Origin of the sequence: Methylobacterium sp. GC_Met_3 (assembly GCF_026540775.1) — a bacterium.
GTDB lineage: Bacteria > Pseudomonadota > Alphaproteobacteria > Rhizobiales > Beijerinckiaceae > Methylobacterium.
Genome location: NZ_JALNUL010000010.1, coordinates 42376 through 65439, shown reverse-complemented (window position 1 = coordinate 65439; position 23064 = coordinate 42376). Strand labels below are relative to the sequence as shown.

General features: G+C 68.3%; 22 protein-coding genes and 1 other annotated feature. Of the genes, 10 read left to right on the top strand and 12 right to left on the bottom strand.

The genetic code is table 11. The features are described 5' to 3' along the window. Window positions 1-39: 39 nt before the first annotated feature. Both OXS27_RS14755 and OXS27_RS14750 read right to left on the bottom strand, forming a co-directional pair. A complete protein-coding gene (locus tag OXS27_RS14755) occupies window positions 40-204 on the bottom strand; it encodes a hypothetical protein (RefSeq protein WP_267356955.1) in 165 nt (54 codons plus the stop codon). A gap of 94 nt (window positions 205-298) precedes the next feature. After that, window positions 299-811 (bottom strand): META domain-containing protein, encoded by a 513-nt coding sequence (locus OXS27_RS14750; protein WP_243922753.1) that lies wholly within the window; start codon window positions 809-811, stop codon window positions 299-301. Window positions 812-1055: 244 nt separating this feature from the next. Here OXS27_RS14750 and OXS27_RS14745 point away from each other — a divergent pair, with 244 nt between their 5' ends. From OXS27_RS14745 to OXS27_RS14730, 4 genes are all read left to right on the top strand, one after another. Continuing rightward, entirely contained in the window at window positions 1056-1331 is a 276-nt protein-coding gene (locus tag OXS27_RS14745) for an XRE family transcriptional regulator (protein ID WP_267357136.1), read from the top strand. Between the two features lie 162 nt (window positions 1332-1493). Further along, window positions 1494-2231 (top strand): PIG-L deacetylase family protein, encoded by a 738-nt coding sequence (locus tag OXS27_RS14740; RefSeq protein ID WP_267356953.1) that lies wholly within the window; start codon window positions 1494-1496, stop codon window positions 2229-2231. Next, window positions 2228-2821, top strand: coding sequence for an SAM-dependent methyltransferase (locus OXS27_RS14735; RefSeq protein WP_267356951.1), 594 nt, complete (start codon window positions 2228-2230; stop codon window positions 2819-2821). The genes OXS27_RS14740 and OXS27_RS14735 overlap by 4 nt, the downstream gene beginning before the upstream one ends. Beyond that, window positions 2818-3669 (top strand): galactosyltransferase-related protein, encoded by an 852-nt coding sequence (locus OXS27_RS14730; RefSeq protein ID WP_267356949.1) that lies wholly within the window; start codon window positions 2818-2820, stop codon window positions 3667-3669. The genes OXS27_RS14735 and OXS27_RS14730 overlap by 4 nt, the downstream gene beginning before the upstream one ends. 354 nt (window positions 3670-4023) lie before the next feature. On the opposite strand, the gene OXS27_RS14725 is transcribed toward OXS27_RS14730, so the two are convergent. The 7 genes from OXS27_RS14725 to OXS27_RS14695 form a co-directional block, all read right to left on the bottom strand. Further along, window positions 4024-4995, bottom strand: coding sequence for a CoA ester lyase (locus OXS27_RS14725; RefSeq protein WP_243922763.1), 972 nt, complete (start codon window positions 4993-4995; stop codon window positions 4024-4026). Window positions 4996-5157: 162 nt separating this feature from the next. Next, window positions 5158-7908, bottom strand: a complete 2751-nt coding sequence (locus OXS27_RS14720) for a phosphoenolpyruvate carboxylase (protein ID WP_267356947.1) — start codon at window positions 7906-7908, stop codon at window positions 5158-5160. A gap of 143 nt (window positions 7909-8051) precedes the next feature. After that, window positions 8052-8942 carry a succinate--CoA ligase subunit alpha gene (gene sucD / locus OXS27_RS14715; RefSeq protein ID WP_243922766.1) on the bottom strand — a complete coding sequence of 297 codons (891 nt, stop codon included), beginning with the start codon at window positions 8940-8942 and terminating at the stop codon, window positions 8052-8054. Between the two features lie 14 nt (window positions 8943-8956). Beyond that, entirely contained in the window at window positions 8957-10135 is a 1179-nt protein-coding gene (locus tag OXS27_RS14710; protein WP_243922768.1) for a malate--CoA ligase subunit beta, read from the bottom strand. A 503-nt stretch (window positions 10136-10638) separates the two neighbouring features. Continuing rightward, window positions 10639-10938 carry a hypothetical protein gene (locus OXS27_RS14705; RefSeq protein WP_267356944.1) on the bottom strand — a complete coding sequence of 100 codons (300 nt, stop codon included), beginning with the start codon at window positions 10936-10938 and terminating at the stop codon, window positions 10639-10641. 100 nt (window positions 10939-11038) lie between these two features. Continuing rightward, entirely contained in the window at window positions 11039-11317 is a 279-nt protein-coding gene (locus OXS27_RS14700) for an MSMEG_0570 family nitrogen starvation response protein (RefSeq protein WP_243922772.1), read from the bottom strand. Continuing rightward, a complete protein-coding gene (locus tag OXS27_RS14695) occupies window positions 11310-12524 on the bottom strand; it encodes an MSMEG_0565 family glycosyltransferase (RefSeq protein WP_267356942.1) in 1215 nt (404 codons plus the stop codon). The genes OXS27_RS14700 and OXS27_RS14695 overlap by 8 nt, the downstream gene beginning before the upstream one ends. 350 nt (window positions 12525-12874) lie before the next feature. Here OXS27_RS14695 and OXS27_RS14690 point away from each other — a divergent pair, with 350 nt between their 5' ends. From OXS27_RS14690 to OXS27_RS14665, 6 genes are all read left to right on the top strand, one after another. Next, window positions 12875-13645: a GDSL-type esterase/lipase family protein gene (locus OXS27_RS14690; RefSeq protein ID WP_267356940.1), complete on the top strand. Its 771-nt coding sequence runs from the start codon at window positions 12875-12877 to the stop codon at window positions 13643-13645. Window positions 13646-13810: 165 nt separating this feature from the next. Further along, a complete protein-coding gene (gene hslV / locus OXS27_RS14685; RefSeq protein WP_243922869.1) occupies window positions 13811-14341 on the top strand; it encodes an ATP-dependent protease subunit HslV in 531 nt (176 codons plus the stop codon). Between the two features lie 141 nt (window positions 14342-14482). Beyond that, complete coding sequence (locus OXS27_RS14680; RefSeq protein ID WP_267356938.1) at window positions 14483-16153, top strand: methyl-accepting chemotaxis protein; 1671 nt, start codon at window positions 14483-14485, stop codon at window positions 16151-16153. A 152-nt stretch (window positions 16154-16305) separates the two neighbouring features. Further along, window positions 16306-16361 (top strand) — a sequence feature (sul1 is cis-regulatory element that is thought to sense ions involved in sulfur or methionine metabolism; They are found in Alphaproteobacteria). 60 nt (window positions 16362-16421) lie between these two features. Further along, complete coding sequence (locus tag OXS27_RS14675) at window positions 16422-17918, top strand: SulP family inorganic anion transporter (protein ID WP_267356936.1); 1497 nt, start codon at window positions 16422-16424, stop codon at window positions 17916-17918. A 102-nt stretch (window positions 17919-18020) separates the two neighbouring features. Further along, window positions 18021-19334: an ATP-dependent protease ATPase subunit HslU gene (gene hslU / locus OXS27_RS14670; protein WP_267356934.1), complete on the top strand. Its 1314-nt coding sequence runs from the start codon at window positions 18021-18023 to the stop codon at window positions 19332-19334. Window positions 19335-19396: 62 nt separating this feature from the next. Beyond that, entirely contained in the window at window positions 19397-20221 is an 825-nt protein-coding gene (locus OXS27_RS14665; protein WP_267357134.1) for a DMT family transporter, read from the top strand. A gap of 4 nt (window positions 20222-20225) precedes the next feature. Here the strand turns inward: OXS27_RS14665 and OXS27_RS14660 are convergent, their stop codons facing one another. From OXS27_RS14660 to OXS27_RS14650, 3 genes are all read right to left on the bottom strand, one after another. Next, the gene (locus tag OXS27_RS14660) at window positions 20226-20627 is read right to left on the bottom strand and encodes a PTS sugar transporter subunit IIA (RefSeq protein WP_091714599.1); all 402 of its coding nucleotides are present in this window, start codon (window positions 20625-20627) and stop codon (window positions 20226-20228) included. A 175-nt stretch (window positions 20628-20802) separates the two neighbouring features. Continuing rightward, window positions 20803-21246, bottom strand: coding sequence for an aldolase (locus OXS27_RS14655; RefSeq protein WP_267356932.1), 444 nt, complete (start codon window positions 21244-21246; stop codon window positions 20803-20805). Further along, on the bottom strand, window positions 21243-23048 hold the full coding sequence (locus OXS27_RS14650) for a sensor histidine kinase (RefSeq protein WP_243922787.1): 1806 nt from the start codon (window positions 23046-23048) through the stop codon (window positions 21243-21245). Before OXS27_RS14650 ends, OXS27_RS14655 begins: the two co-directional genes overlap by 4 nt. Window positions 23049-23064: the final 16 nt, after the last annotated feature.

Below are 23064 nucleotides of genomic sequence, written 5' to 3'. Positions count from 1 at the left end.
ACGCTGCGTGATTGGGGCGTGAGGTGACGGGCGGTACCGTCAGCACGCGAGCCGGGCGAGAAGCAGCAGCGTCGCCATCACCGGAGCGGCGGCGGCAAGCCAAAGGGCGCCGGCGTGGATCCCGCCGGGCCCTGAAAAGCGCACACTCCGTGCCACACCGGGGCGCAGATCCGCGCCGCGCCCGATACCGATCCCGACTGGCATCCATGGCCTCCTCGATACCCGAGGAGTAGGAGCCGAAACCCGCCAAGACCGTCTGAATGCCCGCCGGCCTTCGTGCGGCGTGGTGAACGGCCGCTTAAAGGGCGCGGTCGAACTTCAGCTCACCGTTCGGGCTCTTCAGGACCAGCTGAGAGCCGACGAGGTCCCACACCGCCGAGGTGCGCAGGGCAACGAAGAAAGCCTGTTCGGTGGCCGCGAGGCCCTTGTCGCAGTTCTTCTTGGTCAGCGCGAGCGGACCGACCGCGATGTGCTGCTCCTTCAGCGGAAAAGCGGTCGCCGCGAAGGTGTTGCAGCCGCCGTAGCCGCGGGCGCGGTACTGTTTGTCGATGATGAAGCTCGGCCGGTCGCCGCCTGCGAACGGCTTGCCGTTGAGACTGACGGCCGTCCATGTAGAATCGAGCGGGAAGATCTTCTCGCTGGCCTTGGCCCCCGGCACGTACTGGGGCTTCTTCTCGTCTTCGCCGCCTGGACGGCGGTTGCCTTTACCGAAACCCGTGGGAGACCCCATCTGGGCCTGCGCCTGCGTCGCCGCGGTCAGACCCGCAGCCAGAACCGTGCAGGCCAAGGTTGCGATCAGCACCCCTCTCATCGTTCAGTCCCCATCTCGCGCGCTCTGCGCTCAGGTCATTCCAAATCCGGACGCGCCGCTAAGCGCGGTCCGATTCCCCGCGCAGCGACGGATGCGACAGGATTTCAGCACAATTGTGGTCGAGCGCCCGATACCGTGCCCGGAAACGATCCGCGACGGCCATCGTTGTTGTTGATTGGAGATCGGGAGAGTGACCTTGGTAGGATCGGACGAGGGTGCACAGAGCGGGGCGGGCACGCCGGCGATGAGCCCGGCCCAATCGCGGGCGGCGCGCGGTCTGCTCGGATGGTCCGAGGCGGATCTGGCCGTGAAGGTTGGCCTGTACGAGAGGCTCGTGCGCGACTTCGAGGCTGGCTATGGCAATTCGCCGAGCGGACAGATCGAGGCCCTGCGCAGTGCGCTCTGCGCGGCGGGCGCGGTGTTCACGGATGCGCCGACGCCAGGTGTCCATTTGGCGAACGCGCCGGGGACCGACGAGGGAACCCGTCTCGGTGCGCTCACCACCGAGAACGACCGGTAACCGTCAGCACAGCGAGCGCGTCGCTCAGGGCGCGTTCAGACGCTCGGGTCGATAGCCGAGGCCAAGCCCCGCACGCTGCTTGGAGCGAACCTTGACCGACCCTCTCAGCCCCCCGCTCCGAGATGCCGCGCGTTCCGCACCCCTCCGGACGGCGACTCGCTGATGCGTGCCGATGCATTCTTGGCTGCGGCCGACGCCCTGCCTCTGGCGAGCCTCGACACCCTGGTCGGGGCCGGTGGTCTGGTCATCGTGGCGCCCCATCCCGACGATGAAAGCCTCGGCTGCGGCGGCCTGATCGCCGCGGCGCGGGCGGCCGGGCGGCCCGTTCGCCTCGTCGTGGTGAGCGACGGCTGCGGCTCCCATACGGATTCCCAGCTCTATCCGCCCGAGAAGCTCCGTATCCTGCGCGAGGCCGAAACCGTGCGGGCAGTGGCAGTCCTCGGGCTCTCAGCGGAGGACGTCACCTTCCTGCGCCTGCCCGATGCGCATGTGCCGAGCGATGGGCCGGTCGCCGAGGAGGCGGCGCGAGCGATCGCGCAGGCCGCCTCCGTTTGCGGCGCAAGCGCGGTGTTCGTGACTTGGCGGCATGACCCCCATTGCGACCACAAGGCGGCCGCCGCCATCGTCGGTCTCGCCCGGCCGCACATGCCGGGGGTGCGAGTCTACGAATATCCGGTCTGGGGCTGGACCCTGCCGCCCGAGACCGAGGTTGGCGCCGCGCCGATGGGCCTTCGCCTCGACATGTCCGCGTATCGTGCAACCAAGGCCCGCGCCGTAGCGGCCCACCAATCGCAGACGACCGACCTGATCTCGGACGATCCTCAGGGGTTCCGGTTGGAGACCGCGATGATCGAACGGCTCTGCGGACCCTACGAGCGCTTCGTCGCGGTTTCGACATGAACCGGCGGACTGAAACCGTGCCGCCCGATTACTTCGCCGGAATCTATGCCAGCGATCCGGATCCCTGGCGCTTCACCAGTTCGGACTACGAGCGCGACAAGTACGCCGCGACGCTCGCGGCGCTGCCGCGAGCGCGTTACCGGTCGGCTTTCGAGCCGGCCTGCTCGATCGGGGTGTTCACCCGCGCCCTCGCCGGGCGCTGCGAGCGGCTGCTCGCCACCGACCTCGTTCCCTCTGCGGTGGACGCGGCCAGCGCCCGCTGCGCCGACCGACCCAATGTCGAGATCCGGCAGGGCGTCGTACCGACCGACCGGCCCGAAGGCCAGTTCGACCTGATCGTGCTGTCGGAGTTCCTGTACTTCCTGGCACCACCGGATCTGGCTGCCCTGGTGCGCCGGATCGGGGATGCGATTGAACCCGGCGGCGACATCGTCCTGGTGCACTGGCTCGGGGTGACCGACTATCCGCAATCCGGCGACGAGGTCGCCGAAGCCGTCATTGCGCAGGCCGCCCCGTTCGCCGGCCTGCTGCACAAGTCGCGGACGGCCGAGTATCGGATCGATGTCCTACGCGCCGGGTCCACCGCGTGAGCGCCACGGTCATCACCCTCAACAAGGGACGGGACGCGCATCTCGCCCGCCTGCTTGAAGGGCTCGCCCGCGGGGCGCCCCCCGCGACCTGCGTCGTCGTGGAGATCGGCGACGCGCCGGCAGCCCTTCCGGACCTGCCCTTCCCGGTTGAGCGCGTCCTGTTCCCCTATGCTGGCCTCCCGCTCGCGGCCGCACGCAATGCCGGCCGCCGGGCGGCCCAGACCGAAACGCTGGTCTTCCTCGATGTCGACTGCATCCCCTCGGCGGGCCTCGTCGCCGGCCTGTCCCGGGCCATCGCCGAACAGGACGGTCTGGTGTGCTGCGAGATCGGCTACCTGCCGGCCGGCGCCGTCGTGGATGGCTGGCGCGAGGGCGATCTGGATCGGCTGGGGCAGCCGCACCCGGTGCGCGTCTTCCCGGACGCTGGAGTTGTGACGGTCGCGCCGCAACCCGGGCTTTTCTGGTCGCTGGCCTTTGCGGTGCGCGCCGGGACTTATGACCGGCTCGGCGGATTCGACGAGTCGTTCTCGGGCTACGGCGCCGAGGACACCGACCTCGCGTTCCGGGCCGATGCGGCGGGGGTGCCGATCCTGTTCCTCGGCGGCCCGCGGGCCTACCACCAGCACCATCCGGTCTACGACCCGCCGCTTCAGCATTTTCGCGACATCGTGGCCAACGCAAGCCGCTTCCACGCCCGTCACGGCATCTGGCCGATGGACGGCTGGCTCGACGGGTTCGCGCGCCTCGGGCTCATTACCGCAGATTGGCGGGATGGAATCATAATCCGCCGCGAGCCGACGCCGGAGGAGATGGCGGCAGCGCGGCTGCCGGACACCAGGCCGTTCTGAACAGCACCATCCTTTCCCCTTGCGGGAGGGGTCGGCGCTTCGCGCGCTGGTTCTTGGCGAGGCGAAAGGCTTCGCCTATGTTCGGGAGTGGAGCCGGTGATGGCTACACCGGCTCCTGGCGATCACCCGTTAGGGTTTAGCCATGTCCAGAAAAGTGGATGGGCGGCGAGGCGGAGGCTGAAGCTCCACTCGCCGCTTTCTTTTCTGGCGATCGTCAGAACGATGACCATTCGTTCGACTCCCGGCCGCAACCAGCCGCGTGCGGCCAATCACGGGCGGGCTGGTGAGGCCCGCAGGACATTCGTACCTATGCGGCCTGAAGCGGCGCAACCGAAGTTACGCCTCCCTGGCGGCTCAGCCCTTCATGGCATTAGCCTTCTCGATCAGCGCCTCGGCCATGCGGATCGAGGCGATGTCGATGAGGCGGCCGTCGAGCGAGACGGCGCCGCGGCCGGCCTTGGCGGCTTCCTGCATCGCTTCGAGGATGCGGCGGGCCTTGGTCACCTCGGCCTCGGAGGGGGTGAACACCTCGTTGGCGAGATCGATCTGCGAGGGGTGGATCGCCCACTTGCCCTCGAAGCCCAGCGCCGCGCAGCGGCGGGCCGCCGAGGTGTAGCCGTCCGGATCCGAAAAATCGCCGAACGGACCGTCGATCGGGCGCAGGCCGTAGGCGCGGCAGGCGATCAGCATCCGATTCTGGGCGAACAGCCATGGGTCCTGCCAATGGGTCTGGCGATTGCCGGACTCGTCCTTGTCGGTGAGCACCGAGAAGTCGGGGTTTACGCCGCCGATCACGGTCGAGCGGGCGCGGGTCGAGGCGGCGTAGTCGGCCACGCCGAACGACATCGCCTCCAGGCGCTTCGACGACTGTGCGATCGCCTCGACATTGGCCATGCCGAGGGCGGTCTCGATCAGCACCTCGAAGCCGATCTGCTTCTCGCGCTTCTTGGCCTGCTCGATCTGGGTGACCAGCACGTCGATGGCGTAGACGTCCGCCGGCACGCCGACCTTGGGGATCAGCACCATGTCGAGCCGCGGACAGGCTTCGACGATGTCGACCACGTCGCGGTACATGTAGTGGGTGTCGAGACCGTTGATGCGGATCATCATGGTCTTGTCGCCCCAATCCAGGTCGTTGAGCGCCTGGATGATGTTGGTGCGGGCCTTCTCCTTGTCGTCGGGGGCGACGGCGTCTTCCAGATCGAGGAAGATCACGTCGGCGGACGAGGACGCCGACTTCTCCATGAAGGTCGGGTTGGAGCCCGGGACGGCCAGCTCGGAGCGGTGCAGGCGCGGCTTGGCCTGCTGGATCAGGGTGAAGCTCATGGGCGTTTCTCTCTCCTGGTGACGGTTCTGATGCCGGTGCGGGGTATCCGCTCGGCGGTGAAAGTGGCGCTCGTCAGGCTCGGCGACAGAGTGAGAGCGGATATTCGAGGACCGGCGCGTCCCCTCCCCCACTGCGGGCGAGGGAATGCGTCCGTGGTGGCCTCACCCGGTCGACCCGAAGCCGACCGCGATGCAGTTGATCGACAGCAGCAGGGCCGACTTCACCGCCTCGCGCCGGTCCTCGTCGGTCTCGGCGCGGTAGCGGGCGAGCAACTCCACCTGCTCGCTGCTCACCTGATTGATCGTGGGCAGGCGGCCCTTCAGGCGGTCGCGGAACAGCGGGAAACGCTCGGCCAGCTCCGCACCGCCGCTCACCCGCAGCACCATCTCGCGGGTCAGCGCGTACTCGGCCTCGATCATCCCGAAAATCCGGTCGCGGATGCCCGCATCCGGGACGAGGCCCGCATAGGCCCGGGCGATGTCGAGATCGACCATCATGAGCGTCTTCTCGACCTCGTCGAGGACGAGGCGGAGGATGCGAGACTCCTGGAACAGCCGCTTCAGGGTTGCCTCGCCCTCCCGGCCGCGCACGTCGATGAAGCTCGCAAGCCCGGAACCAACGCCGTACCAACCGGTGATCACGTGCCGGTTCTGCGACCACGCGAACACCCAGGGGATCGCCCGCAGGTCCGAGAGCGAGCGGGCACCGAAGCGACGCGCCGGACGCGAGCCGATGTTGAGGAGGGCGATCTCATCCAGCGGGCTCGCGGACTGGAAGTAATCGACCAAGCCCTCCGTCTGGAGGAGTTGCACGTAGGCCGCCCGGGACGCGCCGGCGAGCGCCTCCAGGGCGTCGTCATGGCCGGGGCTGGCCCGCTCGCCGTCGCCGGCCAGCGCGTGCTCGAACACCGAGGCCGCCAGAAGCTCCATCTGGTAGGCGGCGGTGCCGCGGTTGGCGTATTTGAACGAGACCACCTCGCCCTGCTCGGTGGTGCGGAACCGGCCGCGGATCGAGCCTGGCGGCTGGGCCATGATGCCCCGGTGGGTCGGCACGCCGCCGCGGCTCACCGAGCCGCCGCGTCCGTGGAAGAACGCGATGCCGATTCCGAGTTCCTGTCCGAGCCGGGTCAGCTTGCTCTGCGCCTTGTAGAGTTCCCAGTTGGCGGCGACGAATCCGCCATCCTTGTTGGAGTCGGAATAGCCGATCATCACCTCCTGAACCCCGCCCTGCCAGCGGGTGGAGCGGCGCACCACCGGCGTGCCGAGGAGCGCCCGCATGATCGCCGGGCCGGCGCGCAGGTCGTCGATGGTCTCGAACAGAGGCACGATCGGCAACGGGCAGATCTCGGTACCGGCCGCGTCGAGGAACACGCCGGCTTCCTTGGCCAGCAGGTAGGCGCCGAGCACGTCCTCCACCGAGCGGGTCATCGACAGCACGAAGGAACCGAAGGCCTCGCGGTCGAGGGCCTCACGCATCTCGGCGACCAGCGCGAAGGTGGCGAGCGTCTCCCGGGCGGCGTCGGGCAGATCCTCGAAGGAGCGCTCGGGATCGCGCGGCCGGGCGAGTTCCGTATCAAGCCACTGGCGCCACGCGGCCGAGCCGAGGGCGGGCGGCTCGCCGTCGCCATTGCGCTGGCGCCAGAGGGCGTGGAGCGTGTCGGTGGTCCGGGTGGTGTTCTCGCGCAGGTCGAGCCGGACTGTCGAGAAGCGGAAGATCTCCACCATCCGACGGACCGGGCGCACGAGATCGCGCGCGAGCGCCCCGCACTTGGCCTCGGTCAGGCCGCGCTCCAGGGTGCGCAGATCCTCGATCAGGCCGTCGGCGCTGGCATAGTCGGGGCCGGACGGGTGCTCGCCCTCGTTGCGCGCGATGGTCGCCTCGATCTTGCGCGAGACGCACGAGAGATACTGGCGGTAGGGCTCGCCCGGATTGCGCCGGGTGATCGCCCGGGCCTGACCGCTCTCGGCGAGTTGCCGGTCGAGTTCCGTGCGAAAGCTTTCGGGCAGCGGCAGCGAGCGCTCGGTCAGCGAAAGGGTACGACCCAATTCCCGCACGCCGTCGCGGTAGCGGGTCAGCGAGGCCAGCGCGTTGCGGTGCAGGGTCTGCCGGGTAACCGCCGCCGTGACGTAGGGGTTGCCGTCCCGGTCGCCGCCGATCCACGAGCCGAACTGGAAGAACGGCGGGACCCTGAATTCCGTGCCCGGATAGGTCTCGGCCAGCGCCTCGTGCAGGGCCTCCAACGTCTCGGGCAGCATCTCGAACAGGGTCTCGTCGAAGAAGTGCAGCCCCCAGGCCACCTCCCGCTCGACCGTGGCCTTCTCCAGGTGCAATTCGCCCGTCATCCAGACCAGCTCGATCTGGTCGCGCAACTCGTTCATGAGTCCGTTGCGCTCGCGATCGGTCCAGCGCGGCATTTCGAGTTCGCGCAGCACGAGATAGATGCGGCGGAATTTCTCCAGCACCGTCACCCGCTTGCCCTCGGTCGGGTGGGCGGTCAGCGTCGGGCGGATGCGCAGGTCGGTGAGCAGCGCCTGGATCTTCTCCGGGGGCACGCCCTGCTTGCGCGCGTCGGCGAACACCTTGGCGAAGGAGCCGCTGAGCGCGGCGCGCCCTTCGGTGCGCTCCACGTGGCGGCGGCGGCGCATCGCGGCGTTCTGCTCGGCGATGGAGATCAGCTGGAACCAGATGCCCTGCACCTGAAGGGCGCGCGCCAGCATCTGCGGCGAGAAGCGCGAGATGTCGGCCGTGCCGTGCAGGACCGCCTCGAGATCGGGGTCATGCTGGCGGGCAACGTCGAGCAGCGCCTGGAACAGGATGTCCAGCGCCTGCTCCGACGACGTGCCGACGATCACCGGCGGCGCGAAGGCCGTGGCATCGACGAGACCTGGGGTTGCGTGAAGGGTACGGGTCATAGGGCCACCTCGTGGCGCGCTGTCTACTCCCCTCCCCCTTGCGGGGAGGGGGTGGGGGGTGGGGGTGGTGCAGGAGGCACCGGAACGCCCCATCCTGAGCCACCCCCACCCTCGGTCCCTCCCCGCAGAGGGGAGGGAAGGATCTACGCTGCTCGGGCGAGCACGTCGGCGACCGTTTGCCCGAACGAACCCGGATCCGGCGCCACCGTCAGACCATACGAGCGCATGATGTCGGCCTTCTCGGCAGCGCTGTCGCCGGCCGCCGAGATGATCGCGCCGGCGTGGCCCATGCGCCGGCCCTTCGGCGCGGTCAGCCCGGCCACGAACCCGATCACCGGCTTCGACATGTTCTCGCGGATCCAGGCCGAAGCCTCGGCCTCCTGCGGGCCGCCGATCTCGCCGATCATCAGCACCGCATCGGTATCCGGGTCGGTCTCGAACAAAGCGAGGTGGTCGAGGAAGGACGAGCCGTTGATGGGGTCGCCGCCGATGCCCACCGAGGTCGAGATCCCGAGGCCGAGTTCCTTCAGCTGGGAGGCTGCCTCGTAGCCCAGCGTCCCCGAGCGGGAGATCACCCCGACATTGCCTGGCAGGTAGATGTGACCGGGCATGATGCCGAGCATCGCCTTGCCGGGGGAGATGATGCCCGCGCAGTTCGGGCCGACCACCATGGTCCGCTTTTCCTTGGGATAGCGGTACAGGTAGCGCTTCACCCGCATCATGTCCTGGGCGGGGATGCCGTCGGTGATCGAGCAGACCAGCCGCAGGCCGGCATCGGCCGCCTCCATGATGGCGTCGGCCGCGAACGGCGGTGCCACGAAGGTGATCGAGGTCGTGGCGCCGGTCGCCGCCACGGCTTCCTTGACGGTGTTGAACACCGGCAGGCCCAGATGGGTGCGCCCGCCCTTACCCGGGGTGACGCCGCCGACGACGTTGGTGCCGTAATCCAGCATTTCCTTGGCGTGGAACGTACCCTTGTCGCCGGTGATGCCCTGGACGATGATCGGGGTGGTCTCGTCGATGAGGATGCTCATGGCGCGGTCTCCCCTCAGTGCTTGGTCTTGGCGGAAGCGCAGGCGTCGACCGCCTTCTTGGCCGCTTCCGCGAGAGTGTCGGCGGTGATCAGATCGAGGCCGCTCTCGGCCAGGATCTTCTTGCCGGCCTCCACGTTCGTGCCGGCGAGCCGGACCACCAGCGGCACGTCGATCTTCACCTCGCGGGCGGCCTGAACCACACCCTCGGCGACCCAGTCGCAGCGGTTGATGCCGGCGAAGATGTTGACGAGGATCGCCTTCACGTTGCGGTCCGAGAGGACCAGCCGGAAGGCCGTCGCAACCCGCTCAGGCGAAGCACCGCCACCGACATCCAAAAAGTTCGCCGGCTCGCCGCCTGCGTGCTTGATCATGTCCATGGTGGCCATGGCCAGCCCGGCGCCGTTGACGATGCAGCCGATCTCGCCGTCGAGGCCGATGTAGCTGAGGTTGTGCTCGGCGGCTTGGGCCTCGCGGGGATCGCCCTGCGAGGGGTCGTGCATGTCGGCGATGCCCGGCCGGCGGAACAGGGCGTTGTCGTCGAACGACATCTTGGCGTCGAGCGCCAGCACCCGATCGTCCTTGGTCACGACGAGCGGGTTGATCTCCAGCATGGTGCCGTCGCAATCGCGGAACGCCCGATAGGCGTTCATGATCGTCTTCACCGCGGCCGAGACCTGCTTGATGTTGAGCCCGAGCTGAAAGGCGATCTCGCGCGCCTGGAACTGCTGCAGGCCCACCGCCGGCTCGACCACCACCTGGATGAGCGAATCCGGCTCGTTGGCGGCGATCTCCTCGATATCCATGCCGCCGCGTTGGCTGGCGATGACGCGGACGCGCTCGGCCTTCCGGTCCAGCACGTAGCCGAGATAGAGCTCACGCTCGAACGGGTCGGCGGTCTCGACATAGACCCGCTGGACCGGCTTGCCCTCGGGGCCGGTCTGGTGCGTGACGAGGCGCTTGCCGAGGAGGTCCTTGGCGGCGTCGCGGACCTCGTTGTAGGTCCGGCACAGCTTGATGCCGCCAGCCTTGCCACGGGCACCCGCGTGGATCTGCGCCTTGACGGCCCAGAACGAGCCACCGAGTTCGGTCGCCGCGTAGACGGCCTGATCCGGGCTGAACGCGATGGCGCCTTTGGGAACGGCCACGCCGAAGCTCGCGAGCAGCTCCTTGGCCTGATACTCGTGAACGTCCATTCGGCGCCTCCTCCGCGGTTCGTTGCCGCCGTTGATGCGCTTCACTTTAGTTGAGTCGAAGGAATACGCCCGTCAAATTTTTTGATCTATCGCTTCACGACGCCTTTTTCGCTGGCGCAACATCAATCGTATTTGATGCTGCGCTGCGGCATACAGAACAACAACGAGGCCCGGGCATGATGCACCCGGCCTCGACTGTCGATCCGTGATGCGGGGTTAGAGAGCGGCCGGTTCCATACGGATGTCGAGCGGTCGAGGCCGCCGGCTCACACGCGCCCTCCCCGCCCGCGTTGCGGGATATGGGCTACACAGATCGAAGGCACCGGAGAAATGCCAGGGCGCGAGGGGTCCCCTCTCCCGCGCTCGGGCTCGCTTCACTCAACTCGCCGAACCGGATCCACTTCCCTCTAGGCCGTAGCCCGCACGGGAGAGGAAAATCACGCCTCCAGCGGCAACGTTAGCGTTGCTGTCGCGTAGCGCGCGGCTCGCCTACGCGGATCTGCTCAAAAATCTTCGCCGGGCCAGTCCCCCGGTCCGGGCTCGTAGCAGGTATAGCCGATCAGGCAGTTCGGGTTATCGCGGGTGGGTCGGAAGGCGCGCTTGGCGATTTCGGTGGGCTCGCAGAACGACCGGTCGCGTACGAACCGGTCGTAGGTCATCCCACCGGTGCCCAGGACGAGAGCACCCCGCCCCTGGATCAGCTGGATCGTCTGCTGACAGGTCATCGCCGTACTGGAGGGCCGCGTCTGCGCTCCGACGGGCGTCGCGGCCAGGATGAGGGCCGCAGCGATCCGGGTCACCATGGCGTTCGTCTGCCTCGATCGTGAGCCATTCGGCTCGGACCTGCCGACAACCCCTGTTCGCGTGCGTTTATCCCGAAGCGAGGCACCGAAGGCGCGGCGATCACTCCTCGAAGGCTTCGACGTATACGGTTCCGGAATCCTGGCGGCGGGCAGCCTCCTCGATCCGGGCGAGTTGCGCCTGGGCCCGCCCGCACGGAAAGCCGTAGCGGGCCTGAACGCGCTCGCTGGCGATGCCGAGCGCGACGCGGCTCAAGCCCACGAACTCATCGACCGGGTAGTCCTGCCCGACCGCGAGGTGGTCCTTGATGACCAGCGAGGGCGAGTAGCAGGCCTCGCGGGATCCGTCCGGCCAGCGGATGTGGAAGCGCATCTCAGGCATCGGTAGGCACCCGCGTGATGTTCCAGGCCGCCGCGCCGGTGGCCGGCGGTACGGCCAATCCCGGTTCCTGCAGGAGCGCCGCATAGGCCGGCAGATGCCGCGCCGCGCAGGCCGCCCAGGTATGGACGCGGGCCGCATCGATGCCGGCATTGCGCAGACGGGCGCGCCGCGCCGGCGTCAGGCTCTCCCGCATCGCCACCGTCAGGGCTTCCACATCCTCGGGATTGACCATCAGGGCCTCACCGGGGGCGAGATACTCGGTGAAGGGTGGGCGCTTGGAGACGATGACCGGGATGCCGCAGGCCATGGCCTCCAGCACGGTCTGGCCGTACCCCTCGGCCAGGGACGGAGAGACCAGCGTCGTGCAAAGCCGGTAAAGCCCAGGCATGTCGGCCTGGGCGACCGGCCCGGTGCGAATCACCGGCTTGCCCGGACCGACCTGCAGGCCGGCGCGTTCCAGCGCGGCACAGCAGAAGGCCTCATAACCCGTCGGTTCAGGTGATGACGCCGCGCCCACCACGACGAGTTGCGCCTTCGGGACGCGTCGGTGAAGCGCCGCAAACGCCTCAATGATTGCGAGGCCGTTCTTGCGTGGATCGAAACCGCCGACGCTCAGGAACACCGGTCCGCGGCCGAGCCCGAGGCGCCGACGCAGGTTCTCGTCGCCGGGCTCCGGATCGAGCCTGAAGACCGTCCCGTCGACGCCGGTGCCGACCACCTCGGCCCGCGTTCCGTACTCGGCCGCAAGCGTCGCGGCCCAGATTTGACTGAGGCAGAACAGCTGCCCGGCATCGACGATCGCGCGATCCTGCCATCGGGCCAGTTGCGGGTCCGAGTACATCTCGGTGCGGTGGACCGTGCGCGCGAAGCCGGCGATGAGGCGCCGCCGGGTCAGCGTCGTCAGCGCGTTGCCGCCGATGCCGCACTGTGCATGGAAGACATCGAAATCGCAGGCCGCGGGCGTCGAGAAATGCGCCAGATAGTCGGCGATCCGGGCCCCGACCAGTGTGGCCCCGGCGCCGCGGATCGGCTTTGCCGCCACCGACACCACCGGACAGCTGGCATCGCGGAAGAAACCGCGGCCGGTCGGATCGGGGGCGTGGACCACGGCTTCGTGGCCTAATGCGCACAACGCTTCGCCGAGTGCCAGGGCGTGAACCCCAGTGCCGCGAGGTTCGGTGGCAGAGGTGAGGATCGCGATGCGCACGCTGTCGACCCTGGGACGGCGCAACGCGATTCGCTGTCGGTCCGGACCTCATGCCCAGCGACCCCAACCCCGGTCTCTGCCGCCCTCTCGGAGACCCGGAGCCCGACACACGCATCGTCCGTGCCGCGGACCGTTCAAGCGGTCGAACCTCAGGCGGATGGCGATCCGCGGGCGTTAATTTTGTGTTACGAATTCACTTCAGTTTAACAACGTTGGCCGAACGGCCCTTCTCAAATCCCCGTGTCAGACTGTAACCATTGCTCGCGAGTGCCGGAGCTGTCGGTCCAGTGTTCAAGTCCGCGAAAAATCAGTCCTCGAACACACAGGTCGCCCCCCGGTCGGCCCGTGGTATGCTGCGCCGGCTCGGCCTGCTCTGCGGCCTGCTGGTGATCCCGACGGCGGTGCTGGCCTACGCGGATCTGTTGCCCGAATCGCTCGACCTCCTGGGTATCGATCTGCGCGAAAGCCCGGATCTTCCGCATGTCGCCCGCCAGATCGCCATCGGTGCGCCGTTGAAGATCGTGGCGTTCGGTTCGTCGTCGACCGAGGGCATCGGCGCGTCGAGCCCCGCGAACGCCTATCCGGCCCGGCTGCAGACCGACCTGCGCAAGAAGCTGCACGGCATCGACGTGGCGGTGATCAACCGCGGCATCGGCGGCGAGCACGTGGACGACATGCTGGCGCGCCTGGACCGCGACGTGATCAAGGCGGAGCCACAGCTTGTCATCTGGCAGACGGGCAGCAACGATCCGCTGCGCGGCGTGTCCGTCGCCCATTTTCGCGCCGTCACGGTGGCGGCGATCCGCCGGATCCGCGAGGCCGGCATCGACGTGGTGCTGATGGAACCGCAATGGTGCCCGAAGCTCGAGTCGACGCCGGGTGCGTCGCGCTTCCTCGAGGCCGTGCGCAGCATCGGGGACGAGCTGGACGTGCCGGTCATCCGGCGCGCCGACCTGATGCACGGCTGGGTGCAGGACGGGAAGCTGACCACGAAGCAGCTCTTCGCTTCCGACGGCCTGCACATGGCCGATGGCGGCTACGCCCTCCTGGCCGAGGCCGCGGCGCAGTCGATCCTGTCTGATGCGGGATCGGTGCAAATGCCTGAGGCGGTCGCCGAGTAGAGCGAGCCGCAGGTTCCTGGCGAGATCCGGGCAAGATCCCAGGATTGCGGTGACGCTCCGGCTGGACGTGGCCGGCCAATCTCCCCATCTCGACGCGATCGAGATCGGAGCCGACCGTTGAGCCAGGACACATTCAGGTACGACGACCGGGGCGCGGTGCCCCAGATGCATGCCACCACCATCCTGATGGTCCGAAAGGGCGGCCGCGTGGTGCTGGGCGGCGACGGGCAGGTCAGCCTCGGACAGACCATCGTCAAGGGCAATGCCCGCAAGGTCCGGCGTCTCGCCAAGGGCGCGGTGATCGGCGGCTTCGCGGGCGCCACGGCCGACGCCTTCACCCTGTTCGAGCGACTGGAAGCCAAGCTCGAACAATATCCGGGACAGCTGACCCGCGCCTGCGTTGAGCTCACGAAGGATTGGCGCACCGACCGCTATCTGCGCCGGCTCGAAGCCATGATGCTGGTTGCCGACCGCGACGTCAGCCTGCTCCTGTCGGGATCGGGCGACGTTTTGGAACCCGAGAGCGGCGTGATGGCCATCGGTTCGGGCGGCAACTACGCGCTGGCGGCAGCGCGGGCCCTGGAGGATGGGGATCTCGACGCGGAGGCGATCGTGCGCCGTGCCATGGCGATCGCTGCTGAGATCTGCGTCTATACCAACGGCAATCTGGTCATGGAGGCGCTCGACGGCGCCTGACTTCTGGCCGACGACGATCCATCGTTGCGGGGGCGCAGCACGGTCGTGCGAATACAGATACATCCACCCGCGGTCGGTTAACGGCCTCTTGAGCTATCAACGATATTTTGCATCCAACCGAGCCTCTAGGGTTGGAACACTATGAATATCGGCGGGAAACTTCTAGGCTTCGTCGGCGCCTGCAGCCTGACGACGCTGGTGGTCGCGGGCGTCGGGGTCGTGACGCTGCGAAGCTTCGAGACCTCCCTATCGAACGTCGAGAACGCCTCGGTCCGTGCGCTCAACGCAGCGAACTTCAACCGGCTCGCCGCCGAGGTCACGATGGATTCCCGGGGCGTCTACGCCGCCGCCGACCGGGCAGAGGCGGCGAAATATGCCGCCGGCATCCGGAAGGGCCTGAGCGAGATGGATGCCCTCCGGACCGAATGGGCTCCGCAACTGGCCGAGTCCGAGCGTCCACTGTTCGAAACGATGACCCGAAACTTCGAGGCTTACCGCACGCTGCGGAGCGCCCTTGCGGACGCCGGAGAGACGGCCGGCCCGCGCGCCGCCGCCGAGTTGGGCTTCAACGACACCAACCGCGCCAACCGCAAGGCCTTCCAGGCCAGCATCGACGCCCTGGTCAGCCAGGGACGTGCCGAGATGGCGGCGATCCGGAGCGATACCCAAGCGCTGTTCCAGGCGCGGACGATCCTCCTTCTGGGCCTCGCGCTGCTCGGCACGCTGATCTGCGGCGCCCTGGGTCTGCTCGTCGGACAGCGGCAGATCGCCCGGCCGCTGCGCGCAGTCTCGGACGCGATCGAGCGCCTGTCGCGGGGCGATCACGCGCTGCCGGCCGTAACGCTCCGCCGCGACGAGATCGGTGCCATCTGGACGAGCACGCGGGTCCTCAGTGAGATGCTGCTGAAGGCTGAGGCGCAGCGCCAGGATCACCAGCGCCTGGACGCGGATTCGACGACGCGCAAGCGCAGCGAGATGGCCGATCTCGCCGATCGGTTCCAGGGCAGCATCGGCGGCCTCGTCGGTCACCTCGCCGGGGCGGCCGCCGGGATGGAGCGGGCCGCCGCCACGATGGCCGGCAATGCCGAGCGGACAGGCAGCCAGTCGCAGGCCGTGACGCGCGCTGCCGAGACCACGTCGCACAACGTCGAGGCGGTAGCAGCCGCGACGGAGGAACTCGCCGCCACGGCGAGCGAGATCGGCGTCCAGGTTTCCCAGACCTCGAGCGCGGCCGAGAGCGCGGTCGAGGCGACCCGGCGCACACGGGCCAGCGTCCAGGCCCTGGCCCGCAGCGCCGATGGGATCGGGCGGGTCGTGTCGCTGATCTCGACAATCGCCGGGCAGACCAATCTGCTGGCTCTGAATGCCACGATCGAAGCTGCGCGCGCCGGAGAGGCCGGGCGGGGCTTCGCGGTGGTGGCGACCGAGGTGAAGGATCTGGCGACGCAGACCGCCAAGGCGACCGAGGAGATCGCCGGCCAGATTGCCGCCATGCGCACCGCGACACACGAGGCGGTGGCGGCGATCGAGGAGATCGGCGGCACGATCGAGCAGGTCCACGGCATCGCCCTCGGTGTGGCCGCCGCGGTCGAGGAGCAGCAGGTCGCCACGCAGGAGATCGCCCGCAGCATCGCCGAAGCGGCGAGCGGCACCCGCTCGGTCACCGACACGATGGCCCTGGTGCTCGGCGCGGCGAACGAGACCGGCATCAGCGCGGCACAAGTGCTGGAGGCTGCCGCCGACATCGCCCGGCGTTCGAACGGGCTCGGCGGAGAGGTGGCGGGCTTCGTCACGCAGGTCCGGGCCGCCTAAGCAGGTTTCGCAAAAGCGGCCACCGGTCTTGCGATACAGACCGGCAACCGGCCAAAGACCTCAGCAGCGTTGGCTTGCCTACGCTGCTGAGGGGGGCCTGCACGGGGCGACGTTGCGTTGCAGCGGGAAGCGCCGTAGGGATACGGCATTCGCAAGGACCCGGTGAAAGCCCGGGTGGCTCTTCCGGCCGCCGATCCGCCGGACCACGCATCCGAGTCGCCAGCTTGTCCGCCATTGGTGCGGACGTGCGCCTCGTGCGGATCATCCCATGCAACCCAGCTTGTCCGGACCCGTCGGCCTTCGCGGCCGGTGGTTCTCCAATCTTCGCGGCGACACCCTCTCGGGCATCGTCGTCGCCCTCGCCCTCATCCCGGAAGCGATCGGCTTCTCGGTGATCGCCGGGGTCGATCCCAAGGTCGGCCTCTACGCCTCGGTGGTCATCGCCTGCACCATCGCGTTCGCGGGCGGACGCCCTGCGATGATCTCGGCCGCCACCGCCGCCACCGCTGTCGTGATGGTCGAGCTCGTGCGCGAGCACGGGGTTCAGTACCTCTTCGCCGCAACCATCCTGATGGGTCTCATCCAGATCCTGGCCGGCGTGCTGAAGCTCGGCCGGCTGATGCGGTTCGTCTCGCAATCGGTGATGACCGGGTTCGTCAACGCCCTGGCGATCCTGATCTTCCTGGCCCAGCTCCCCGAACTCACCGGCGTCACCCCGACGACCTACGGGCTGATCGCACTGGGGCTCGCAATCATCTACGGCGTCCCGCGGATAACCCGGGCCATCCCGTCACCCCTGGTGGCGATCGCCGTCCTGACCGTCGTCACGGCCGTGTTCCACCTCGACGTGCGCACGGTCTCGCATCTGGGCGCCCTGCCGTCGTCGCTGCCGAGCTTCGCGCTGCCGGACGTCCCCCTGAACTGGGAGACGCTGCGCATCATCCTGCCCTACGCGGCGACGCTTGCCGCCGTCGGCCTGCTGGAGAGTCTGCTGACCGCGCAGATCGTCGACGACATGACCGACACCGGCAGCGACAAGAATCGCGAATGCATGGGTCAGGGCGTCGCCAACATGGCGTCGGCCGTGTTCGGCGGCATGGGCGGCTGCGCGATGATCGGACAGTCGGTGATCAACGTCTCCTCGGGCGCGCGGGGCCGGCTCTCGACCCTGGTGGCCGGAGCCTTCCTGCTCCTGCTGTTGGTGGCGCTTCAGGATCTGCTCGCCGTCGTGCCGGTGGCGGCGCTGACCGCCGTAATGATCATGGTCTCGCTCAACACGTTCTCGTGGCGCTCCCTGGCGCAGCTCCGCACCAACCCCCTGCCCTCGTCGGCGGTGATGCTGGCGACGGTCCTGGTCGTGGTTGCCACCAAGGATCTCGCCATCGGCGTACTAGTCGGTGTGCTCCTGTCGGGGGTGTTCTTTGCCGGGAAGGTTTCGCGCCTCAGCCAGGTCACGTCCGCGCTGTCGCCCGACCGGAAAACCCGAATCTACCAGGTCACCGGGCAGGTGTTCTTCGCCTCCGCCGGCACCTTCTCGGAGGCGATCGACGTGCTCGAACCGGTCGAGCGCCTCGTCATCGACGTGACGGGCGCGCATTTCTGGGACATCTCGGCCGTGGCGGCCCTCGACCGTGTGGTGCTCAAGGCCCGGGCGCGGGGGCGCGTGGTCGAGGTCGTGGGACTGAACGCAGCCAGCGCGACGCTGGTCGAGCGGTTCGGAACGCACGACAAGGCCGATGCGGCGCCCTCGCTCGCGACGCACTGAGGCGGCACTACGCCCCCACGCAGCCCCTTGCGCGGGGGCGCGCGGGACCCCATTCCCGACCGTGGGCCGCGGGATGCGGCCGGCAACAGGGATGGCACAGCGGTGACGACGTTCTCTCCGCGCGAGATCGTGTCCGAACTCGATCGCTTCATCGTCGGGCAGCATGACGCCAAACGCGCCGTGGCGATTGCGCTGCGCAACCGCTGGCGCCGCCAGCAGCTCACCGGGCCGCTCCGCGAGGAGGTCGCACCCAAAAACATCCTGATGATTGGCCCAACCGGCTGCGGCAAGACCGAGATCGCCCGGCGCCTCGCCCGCCTTGCCAACGCGCCCTTCCTGAAGATCGAGGCCACGAAGTTCACCGAGGTCGGCTATGTCGGCCGCGACGTCGAACAGATCGTGCGTGACCTCGTTGAGGTGGCGATCGGCCTGACCCGGCAGACCAAGCGCGACGGCGTGCGGGCCAAGGCCGAGGCAGCCGCCGAGAACCGGATCCTCGATGCCCTGGTCGGCCCCACGGCCAGTGCGGCGACCCGCGACAGCTTCCGCCGCAAGCTGCGCGACAGTGAGCTCGACGACAAGGAAGTGGAGCTGGAACTGGCCTCGGGCCCGCCTGCGGGTATGCCGATGTTCGAGATTCCCGGCATGCCTGGCGCGTCCATGGGGGCGATCAACATCGGTGACATGCTCGGAAAGGCGCTCGGCGGCCAGCGCGGCAAGCCGCGGCGGATCCTCGTGCGCGACGCCTTCGCGCCGCTGACGGCCGAGGAATCCGACAAGCTGGTCGATGACGAAGCGCTGGTCCGCGAAGCGATCCGCGAGGTGGAGAACAACGGCATCGTCTTCCTGGACGAGATCGACAAGATCTGCGCCCGCGAAGGCCGCTCCTCCGGCGACGTCTCCCGCGAGGGGGTGCAGCGCGACCTGCTGCCGCTGATCGAAGGCACCACGGTGGCGACCAAGCATGGGCCGGTGAAGACCGACCACATCCTGTTCATCGCCTCGGGCGCCTTCCACGTGTCGAAGCCGGCCGATCTCCTGCCGGAACTGCAGGGCCGTCTCCCGATCCGGGTCGAGCTGCAACCGCTGACGGTGGACGACTTCCGTCAGATCCTGACCTCCACGGAGGCGAGCCTGCTCAAGCAGACCGTCGCACTGATGGAGACCGAGGGCGTTACCCTCAGCTTCACGGACGACGCAGTGGATGCTCTGGCAAAGGTCGCCGTCGAGGTGAATTCCTCGGTGGAGAATATCGGCGCCCGGCGGCTTCAGACGGTGCTGGAACGGGTGATCGACGAGATCTCCTTCACGGCTACTGACCGGTCGGGCGAGACCGTGCCGATCGACGCCGCCTATGTACGGTCCCGCGTTGCGGATCTGGCAGCCAATGCGGATCTGAGCCGGTTCATCTTGTGAGCGTGGCCGGACGGGCGCGCCCGTCCCCCGTCATCCTCTCGGTCGCCGCCCTCGTGACCGGTATGGTCTCGCTTCAATGCGGCGCCACCTTCGCCAAGAGCCTGTTTCCGGTGCTCGGCGCGGCCGGCACGTCGTCCCTGCGGGTCGGCTTCTCGGCGCTGATTCTCGTCGTGGTCTGGCGCCCGTGGCGTCGGAGCCTGCCGCTGCGCGAGGCCGGATGGATCGCCCTGTACGGCGCGGCACTGGGGGCGATGAACCTGCTGTTCTACCTCGCGCTGGCCCGTCTTCCGCTCGGACCGGCGGTGGCGATCGAGTTCGCCGGGCCGCTCTCGGTGGCGCTGATCGCGTCGCGCCGCAGGTCGGATTTCCTGTGGATCGGCCTCGCCGTCCTCGGGCTGATGCTGCTTCTGCCGATCGCCACGACGGACGGACTCGACCCAGTGGGCGTCGTCCTCGATCTCGGCGCCGCCGCGGCCTGGGCGCTCTACATCCTGTTCGGGCAGCGCGCGGGCCGTATCGATGGCGGTCAGGCGGTCTCGCTGGGCATGCTGACGGCCGCCCTCGTGGTCGCGCCCTTCGGCGTGGCCGAGGCCGGTTCGGCGCTGCTGGCGCCGGGCGTGCTGCTCGCCGGGCTCGTCTTGGCGCTGATGTCGAGCGCCCTGCCCTATTCCCTCGAGATGGTCGCTCTGCGCCGCCTCGACCGGAAAAGCTTTGGCGTTCTGATGAGCCTGGAGCCGGCGGTCGCGGCCTGCGCCGGGCTGATGCTGCTGGGCGAGCGAATCACGCTCGTGCAGTGGCTCGCGATCGGCCTCGTGATTGCCGCTTCGATCGGAATCACCGCGGGATCGCGGCGGCCGATGCGCGAAGTGGCGATTCTGGAAGCCTGAGGGCCTATTTCCCGGCGAGCACGCGGGAGGCGACGTTGATGTATTTACGCCCGGCCTCTTGGGCGTGGAGCACGGCGTCGCCGAGATTCTCCTCGTCGCGGACGCTGGCGAGCTTGATCAGCATCGGCAGATTGATGCCCGCCACCACCTCCACCGACCCGCCATTCATGCAGGAAAGCGCAAGGTTGGAGGGCGTACCGCCGAACATGTCGGTGAGCACCACAACCCCCTCGCCGGTATTCACGCGGCAGACCGCGGACATGATGTCCCGCCGCCGCAGTTCCATATCGTCCTCCGGCCCGATCGTGATCGTTTCGATCTGATCCTGGGGGCCGACCACGTGCTCCAGAGCGGCCTTGAATTCGGTCGCCAGTAGCCCGTGAGTGACGAGCACCATGCCAATCATCGACACGTGTTCCAACGTCCTGTGTGTGCCGCCATGTTGTGCATCGCACATCCCCCCACAAGGCGAACGCGACTTTTTTGCCCGGACAACCCTGCGATCATGGCACGGCTGCTGCGCGTGCGCCATGGGGCAGCACCACCGCTGCGCGACTCGGGCGACGTGTGCGGCTGCGAAGTCACGGGCATCGCTTTCGCAGCGCCGCACGAACGAGGAGCGGCGCCAGGCCGGCGGCGCGGACACTGCGATCGAGGACGAGACGGGGAAGCGGAACGCTCAGAAGGTCCTCCGAACCGGCCGGCTCCGGCAGGCGCGGCGCAGCGGCGACCAGATCGACGATGAGAGCGAGGATTGTTTCGGGACTGGCCGAGACGCCGAGGTCGGCTACCGAAAGGATCCCCTGTCCCCGCACTTCGACGCGACCTGAGAGCATCGGATGCGGGCGGGCGATGATACGGCCGCCGACGACGACGCAGACGACCCGATCATCGGCCACGAACGCACCGTCTTCGGCGGCTGCGATCAGCAGGGCCAGACTCGATTTTCCCGCGCCGGCCTCGCCCCGAATCAGAATGCCTGCGCCGCCGAGCGCGCAGCAGGCGCCGTGGAGCGTCGTCGTCACGTGTTGAGCTGGCGAGGCGCGGCCGGCAGCCGGACGATGAAGCGCGCGCCGCGCACGGTGGGCTCGCCGTCCTCGTCGGGCGCGCCGGGGCGGTTCTCGGCGCGGATCGTGCCGCGATGGGCCTGCACGATCTGGCGCGAGATCGACAGGCCGAGCCCGGAATTCTGGCCGAAACCCTGCTCGGGGCGGTCGGTGTAGAAGCGCTCGAAGATGCGCTCCAGGGCATGCTCGGGGATGCCCGGCCCCTCATCCTCGCAGACCAGCTCGATCTCACTCCGAACCCGGCGCAACACGACGCGGACCTTCGCGTCGCTGGGCGAGAACGAGCGCGCATTGTCGAGCAGGTTGTTGACGACCTGTCCGAGCCGGCTGTCGTGGCCGATGATCGTGAAGGGCGCCTCGTTGTCGAATGCGGTCGCCTCCACGTCGAGCTGGATCAGGCAATCCTTCGGCCTCCGCCGCTCGTTGGCAACTGACACGACGGTGCTGAGCAGGCGCCGGAGATCCACGCGCCGGGCCTCCGCCCGGGCGAGTTCGGCATCAAGACGCGAAGCGTCGGCGATGTCGCTGATCAGGCGATCGAGGCGCTTCACGTCGTGCTGGATGATCGCCATCAGGCGCCCACGAGAATCGTCGTTCCGGGCGAGCGGCAGGGTCTCGACCGCGCTGCGCAGCGAGGTCAGCGGGTTCTTCAACTCGTGGCTGACATCCGCGGCAAAACTCTCGATGGCGTCGATCCGGCGGTAGAGGGCCTGGGTCATGTCCCGGAGCGCCCCGGACAGATGGCCGATCTCGTCGGTTCGCTGGGTGAAGTCGGGGATCTCCTCGCGGGTTTTGATGCCCATCCGCACCTTCTCGGCCGCCTCGGCGAGACGGCGCACCGGGCCCGCGATGGCCCCGGCCAAAAGGAACGACAGCACCACCATCACCGCCGACGCGACGAGGAACACCTGCAGCAGGCCGAAGCGCTCCGAGGCGATCACTCGGTCGATGGCATCGCCCTGCGTCGAGATCAGCAGCGCCCCACGGACCGATCCAGCCCGGTGGATCGGTACGGCCACCGACACGGTGGTCTCACCCTCCTTGTTGCGACGCACGAGGCTGCCGCGATTGCCGCCCAATGCCGCCTGGACCTCCCGGAGCGAGTGCCCGTTCTGCGGGCCCGTCTCCTCCGTCGGCTCGGCCCGGCTGCGGAATAGGCCGCTCAACTTGGACTGAACCGTCTGGAAAGCTGATTCGAGCATTCCGGGCTTGTGCAGCCGGGGCTCGAACAAGTCCGTTCGGCCGGCATCGCCCCGCTTGAACAGGGTCCGGGTGTCGAACAGCAGGCCACCTTCCTGATCGTAGACCCGCGCCCGATTGCCGGTCGGCGTGACGAGGCGAGAGAGAAGCGGCGCGACCTTCTCGGGGTTCAGCGAGAAGGCCAGCGGCTGCGACTCCTCCTCGGCGGCCTCGCCGGCCTGCTGCTGAAGCAGCTTGTCGGGGTCGATTCGGATCGTGTCGGTATCCACGGACGCGGAAGCCGCGATGGCACCCGCGATGATCTCGCCCTGGATGGCGAGGCTCTGGATCCGCGCCTGGATCAGGCCCTGGCGGAACTGGTTGAGGTACAGGAACCCGACCAGCAGCGCGATCAGCCCGACGAGGTTGAGCACGACGATGCGGCGCGTCAGGCTCGACGAGGCGCGCTGGCCGATCGCGTCCCAGAGGGCACGGGGCCAGGTCAGTGGGCGGGAGAGGGCTTTTGCCAGGGAGGTGCGGGGCTCGCCCTCCTCGGTCTCGGTTTGTGTACGAGCCGACACGCGACGGATCCTGAAG

Coding starts and splice junctions, on each gene's coding strand:
- OXS27_RS14755 (WP_267356955.1), bottom strand. CDS start 204: ATGCCAGTCGGGATCGGTATCGGGCGCGGCGCGGATCTGCGCCCCGGT.
- OXS27_RS14750 (WP_243922753.1), bottom strand. CDS start 811: ATGAGAGGGGTGCTGATCGCAACCTTGGCCTGCACGGTTCTGGCTGCG.
- OXS27_RS14745 (WP_267357136.1), top strand. CDS start 1,056: ATGAGCCCGGCCCAATCGCGGGCGGCGCGCGGTCTGCTCGGATGGTCC.
- OXS27_RS14740 (WP_267356953.1), top strand. CDS start 1,494: ATGCGTGCCGATGCATTCTTGGCTGCGGCCGACGCCCTGCCTCTGGCG.
- OXS27_RS14735 (WP_267356951.1), top strand. CDS start 2,228: ATGAACCGGCGGACTGAAACCGTGCCGCCCGATTACTTCGCCGGAATC.
- OXS27_RS14725 (WP_243922763.1), bottom strand. CDS start 4,995: ATGAGCTTCACCCTGATCCAGCAGGCCAAGCCGCGCCTGCACCGCTCC.
- OXS27_RS14720 (WP_267356947.1), bottom strand. CDS start 7,908: ATGACCCGTACCCTTCACGCAACCCCAGGTCTCGTCGATGCCACGGCC.
- sucD (WP_243922766.1), bottom strand. CDS start 8,942: ATGAGCATCCTCATCGACGAGACCACCCCGATCATCGTCCAGGGCATC.
- OXS27_RS14710 (WP_243922768.1), bottom strand. CDS start 10,135: ATGGACGTTCACGAGTATCAGGCCAAGGAGCTGCTCGCGAGCTTCGGC.
- OXS27_RS14705 (WP_267356944.1), bottom strand. CDS start 10,938: ATGGTGACCCGGATCGCTGCGGCCCTCATCCTGGCCGCGACGCCCGTC.
- OXS27_RS14700 (WP_243922772.1), bottom strand. CDS start 11,317: ATGCCTGAGATGCGCTTCCACATCCGCTGGCCGGACGGATCCCGCGAG.
- OXS27_RS14690 (WP_267356940.1), top strand. CDS start 12,875: ATGCTGCGCCGGCTCGGCCTGCTCTGCGGCCTGCTGGTGATCCCGACG.
- hslV (WP_243922869.1), top strand. CDS start 13,811: ATGCATGCCACCACCATCCTGATGGTCCGAAAGGGCGGCCGCGTGGTG.
- OXS27_RS14680 (WP_267356938.1), top strand. CDS start 14,483: ATGAATATCGGCGGGAAACTTCTAGGCTTCGTCGGCGCCTGCAGCCTG.
- OXS27_RS14675 (WP_267356936.1), top strand. CDS start 16,422: ATGCAACCCAGCTTGTCCGGACCCGTCGGCCTTCGCGGCCGGTGGTTC.
- OXS27_RS14665 (WP_267357134.1), top strand. CDS start 19,397: ATGGTCTCGCTTCAATGCGGCGCCACCTTCGCCAAGAGCCTGTTTCCG.
- OXS27_RS14660 (WP_091714599.1), bottom strand. CDS start 20,627: ATGATTGGCATGGTGCTCGTCACTCACGGGCTACTGGCGACCGAATTC.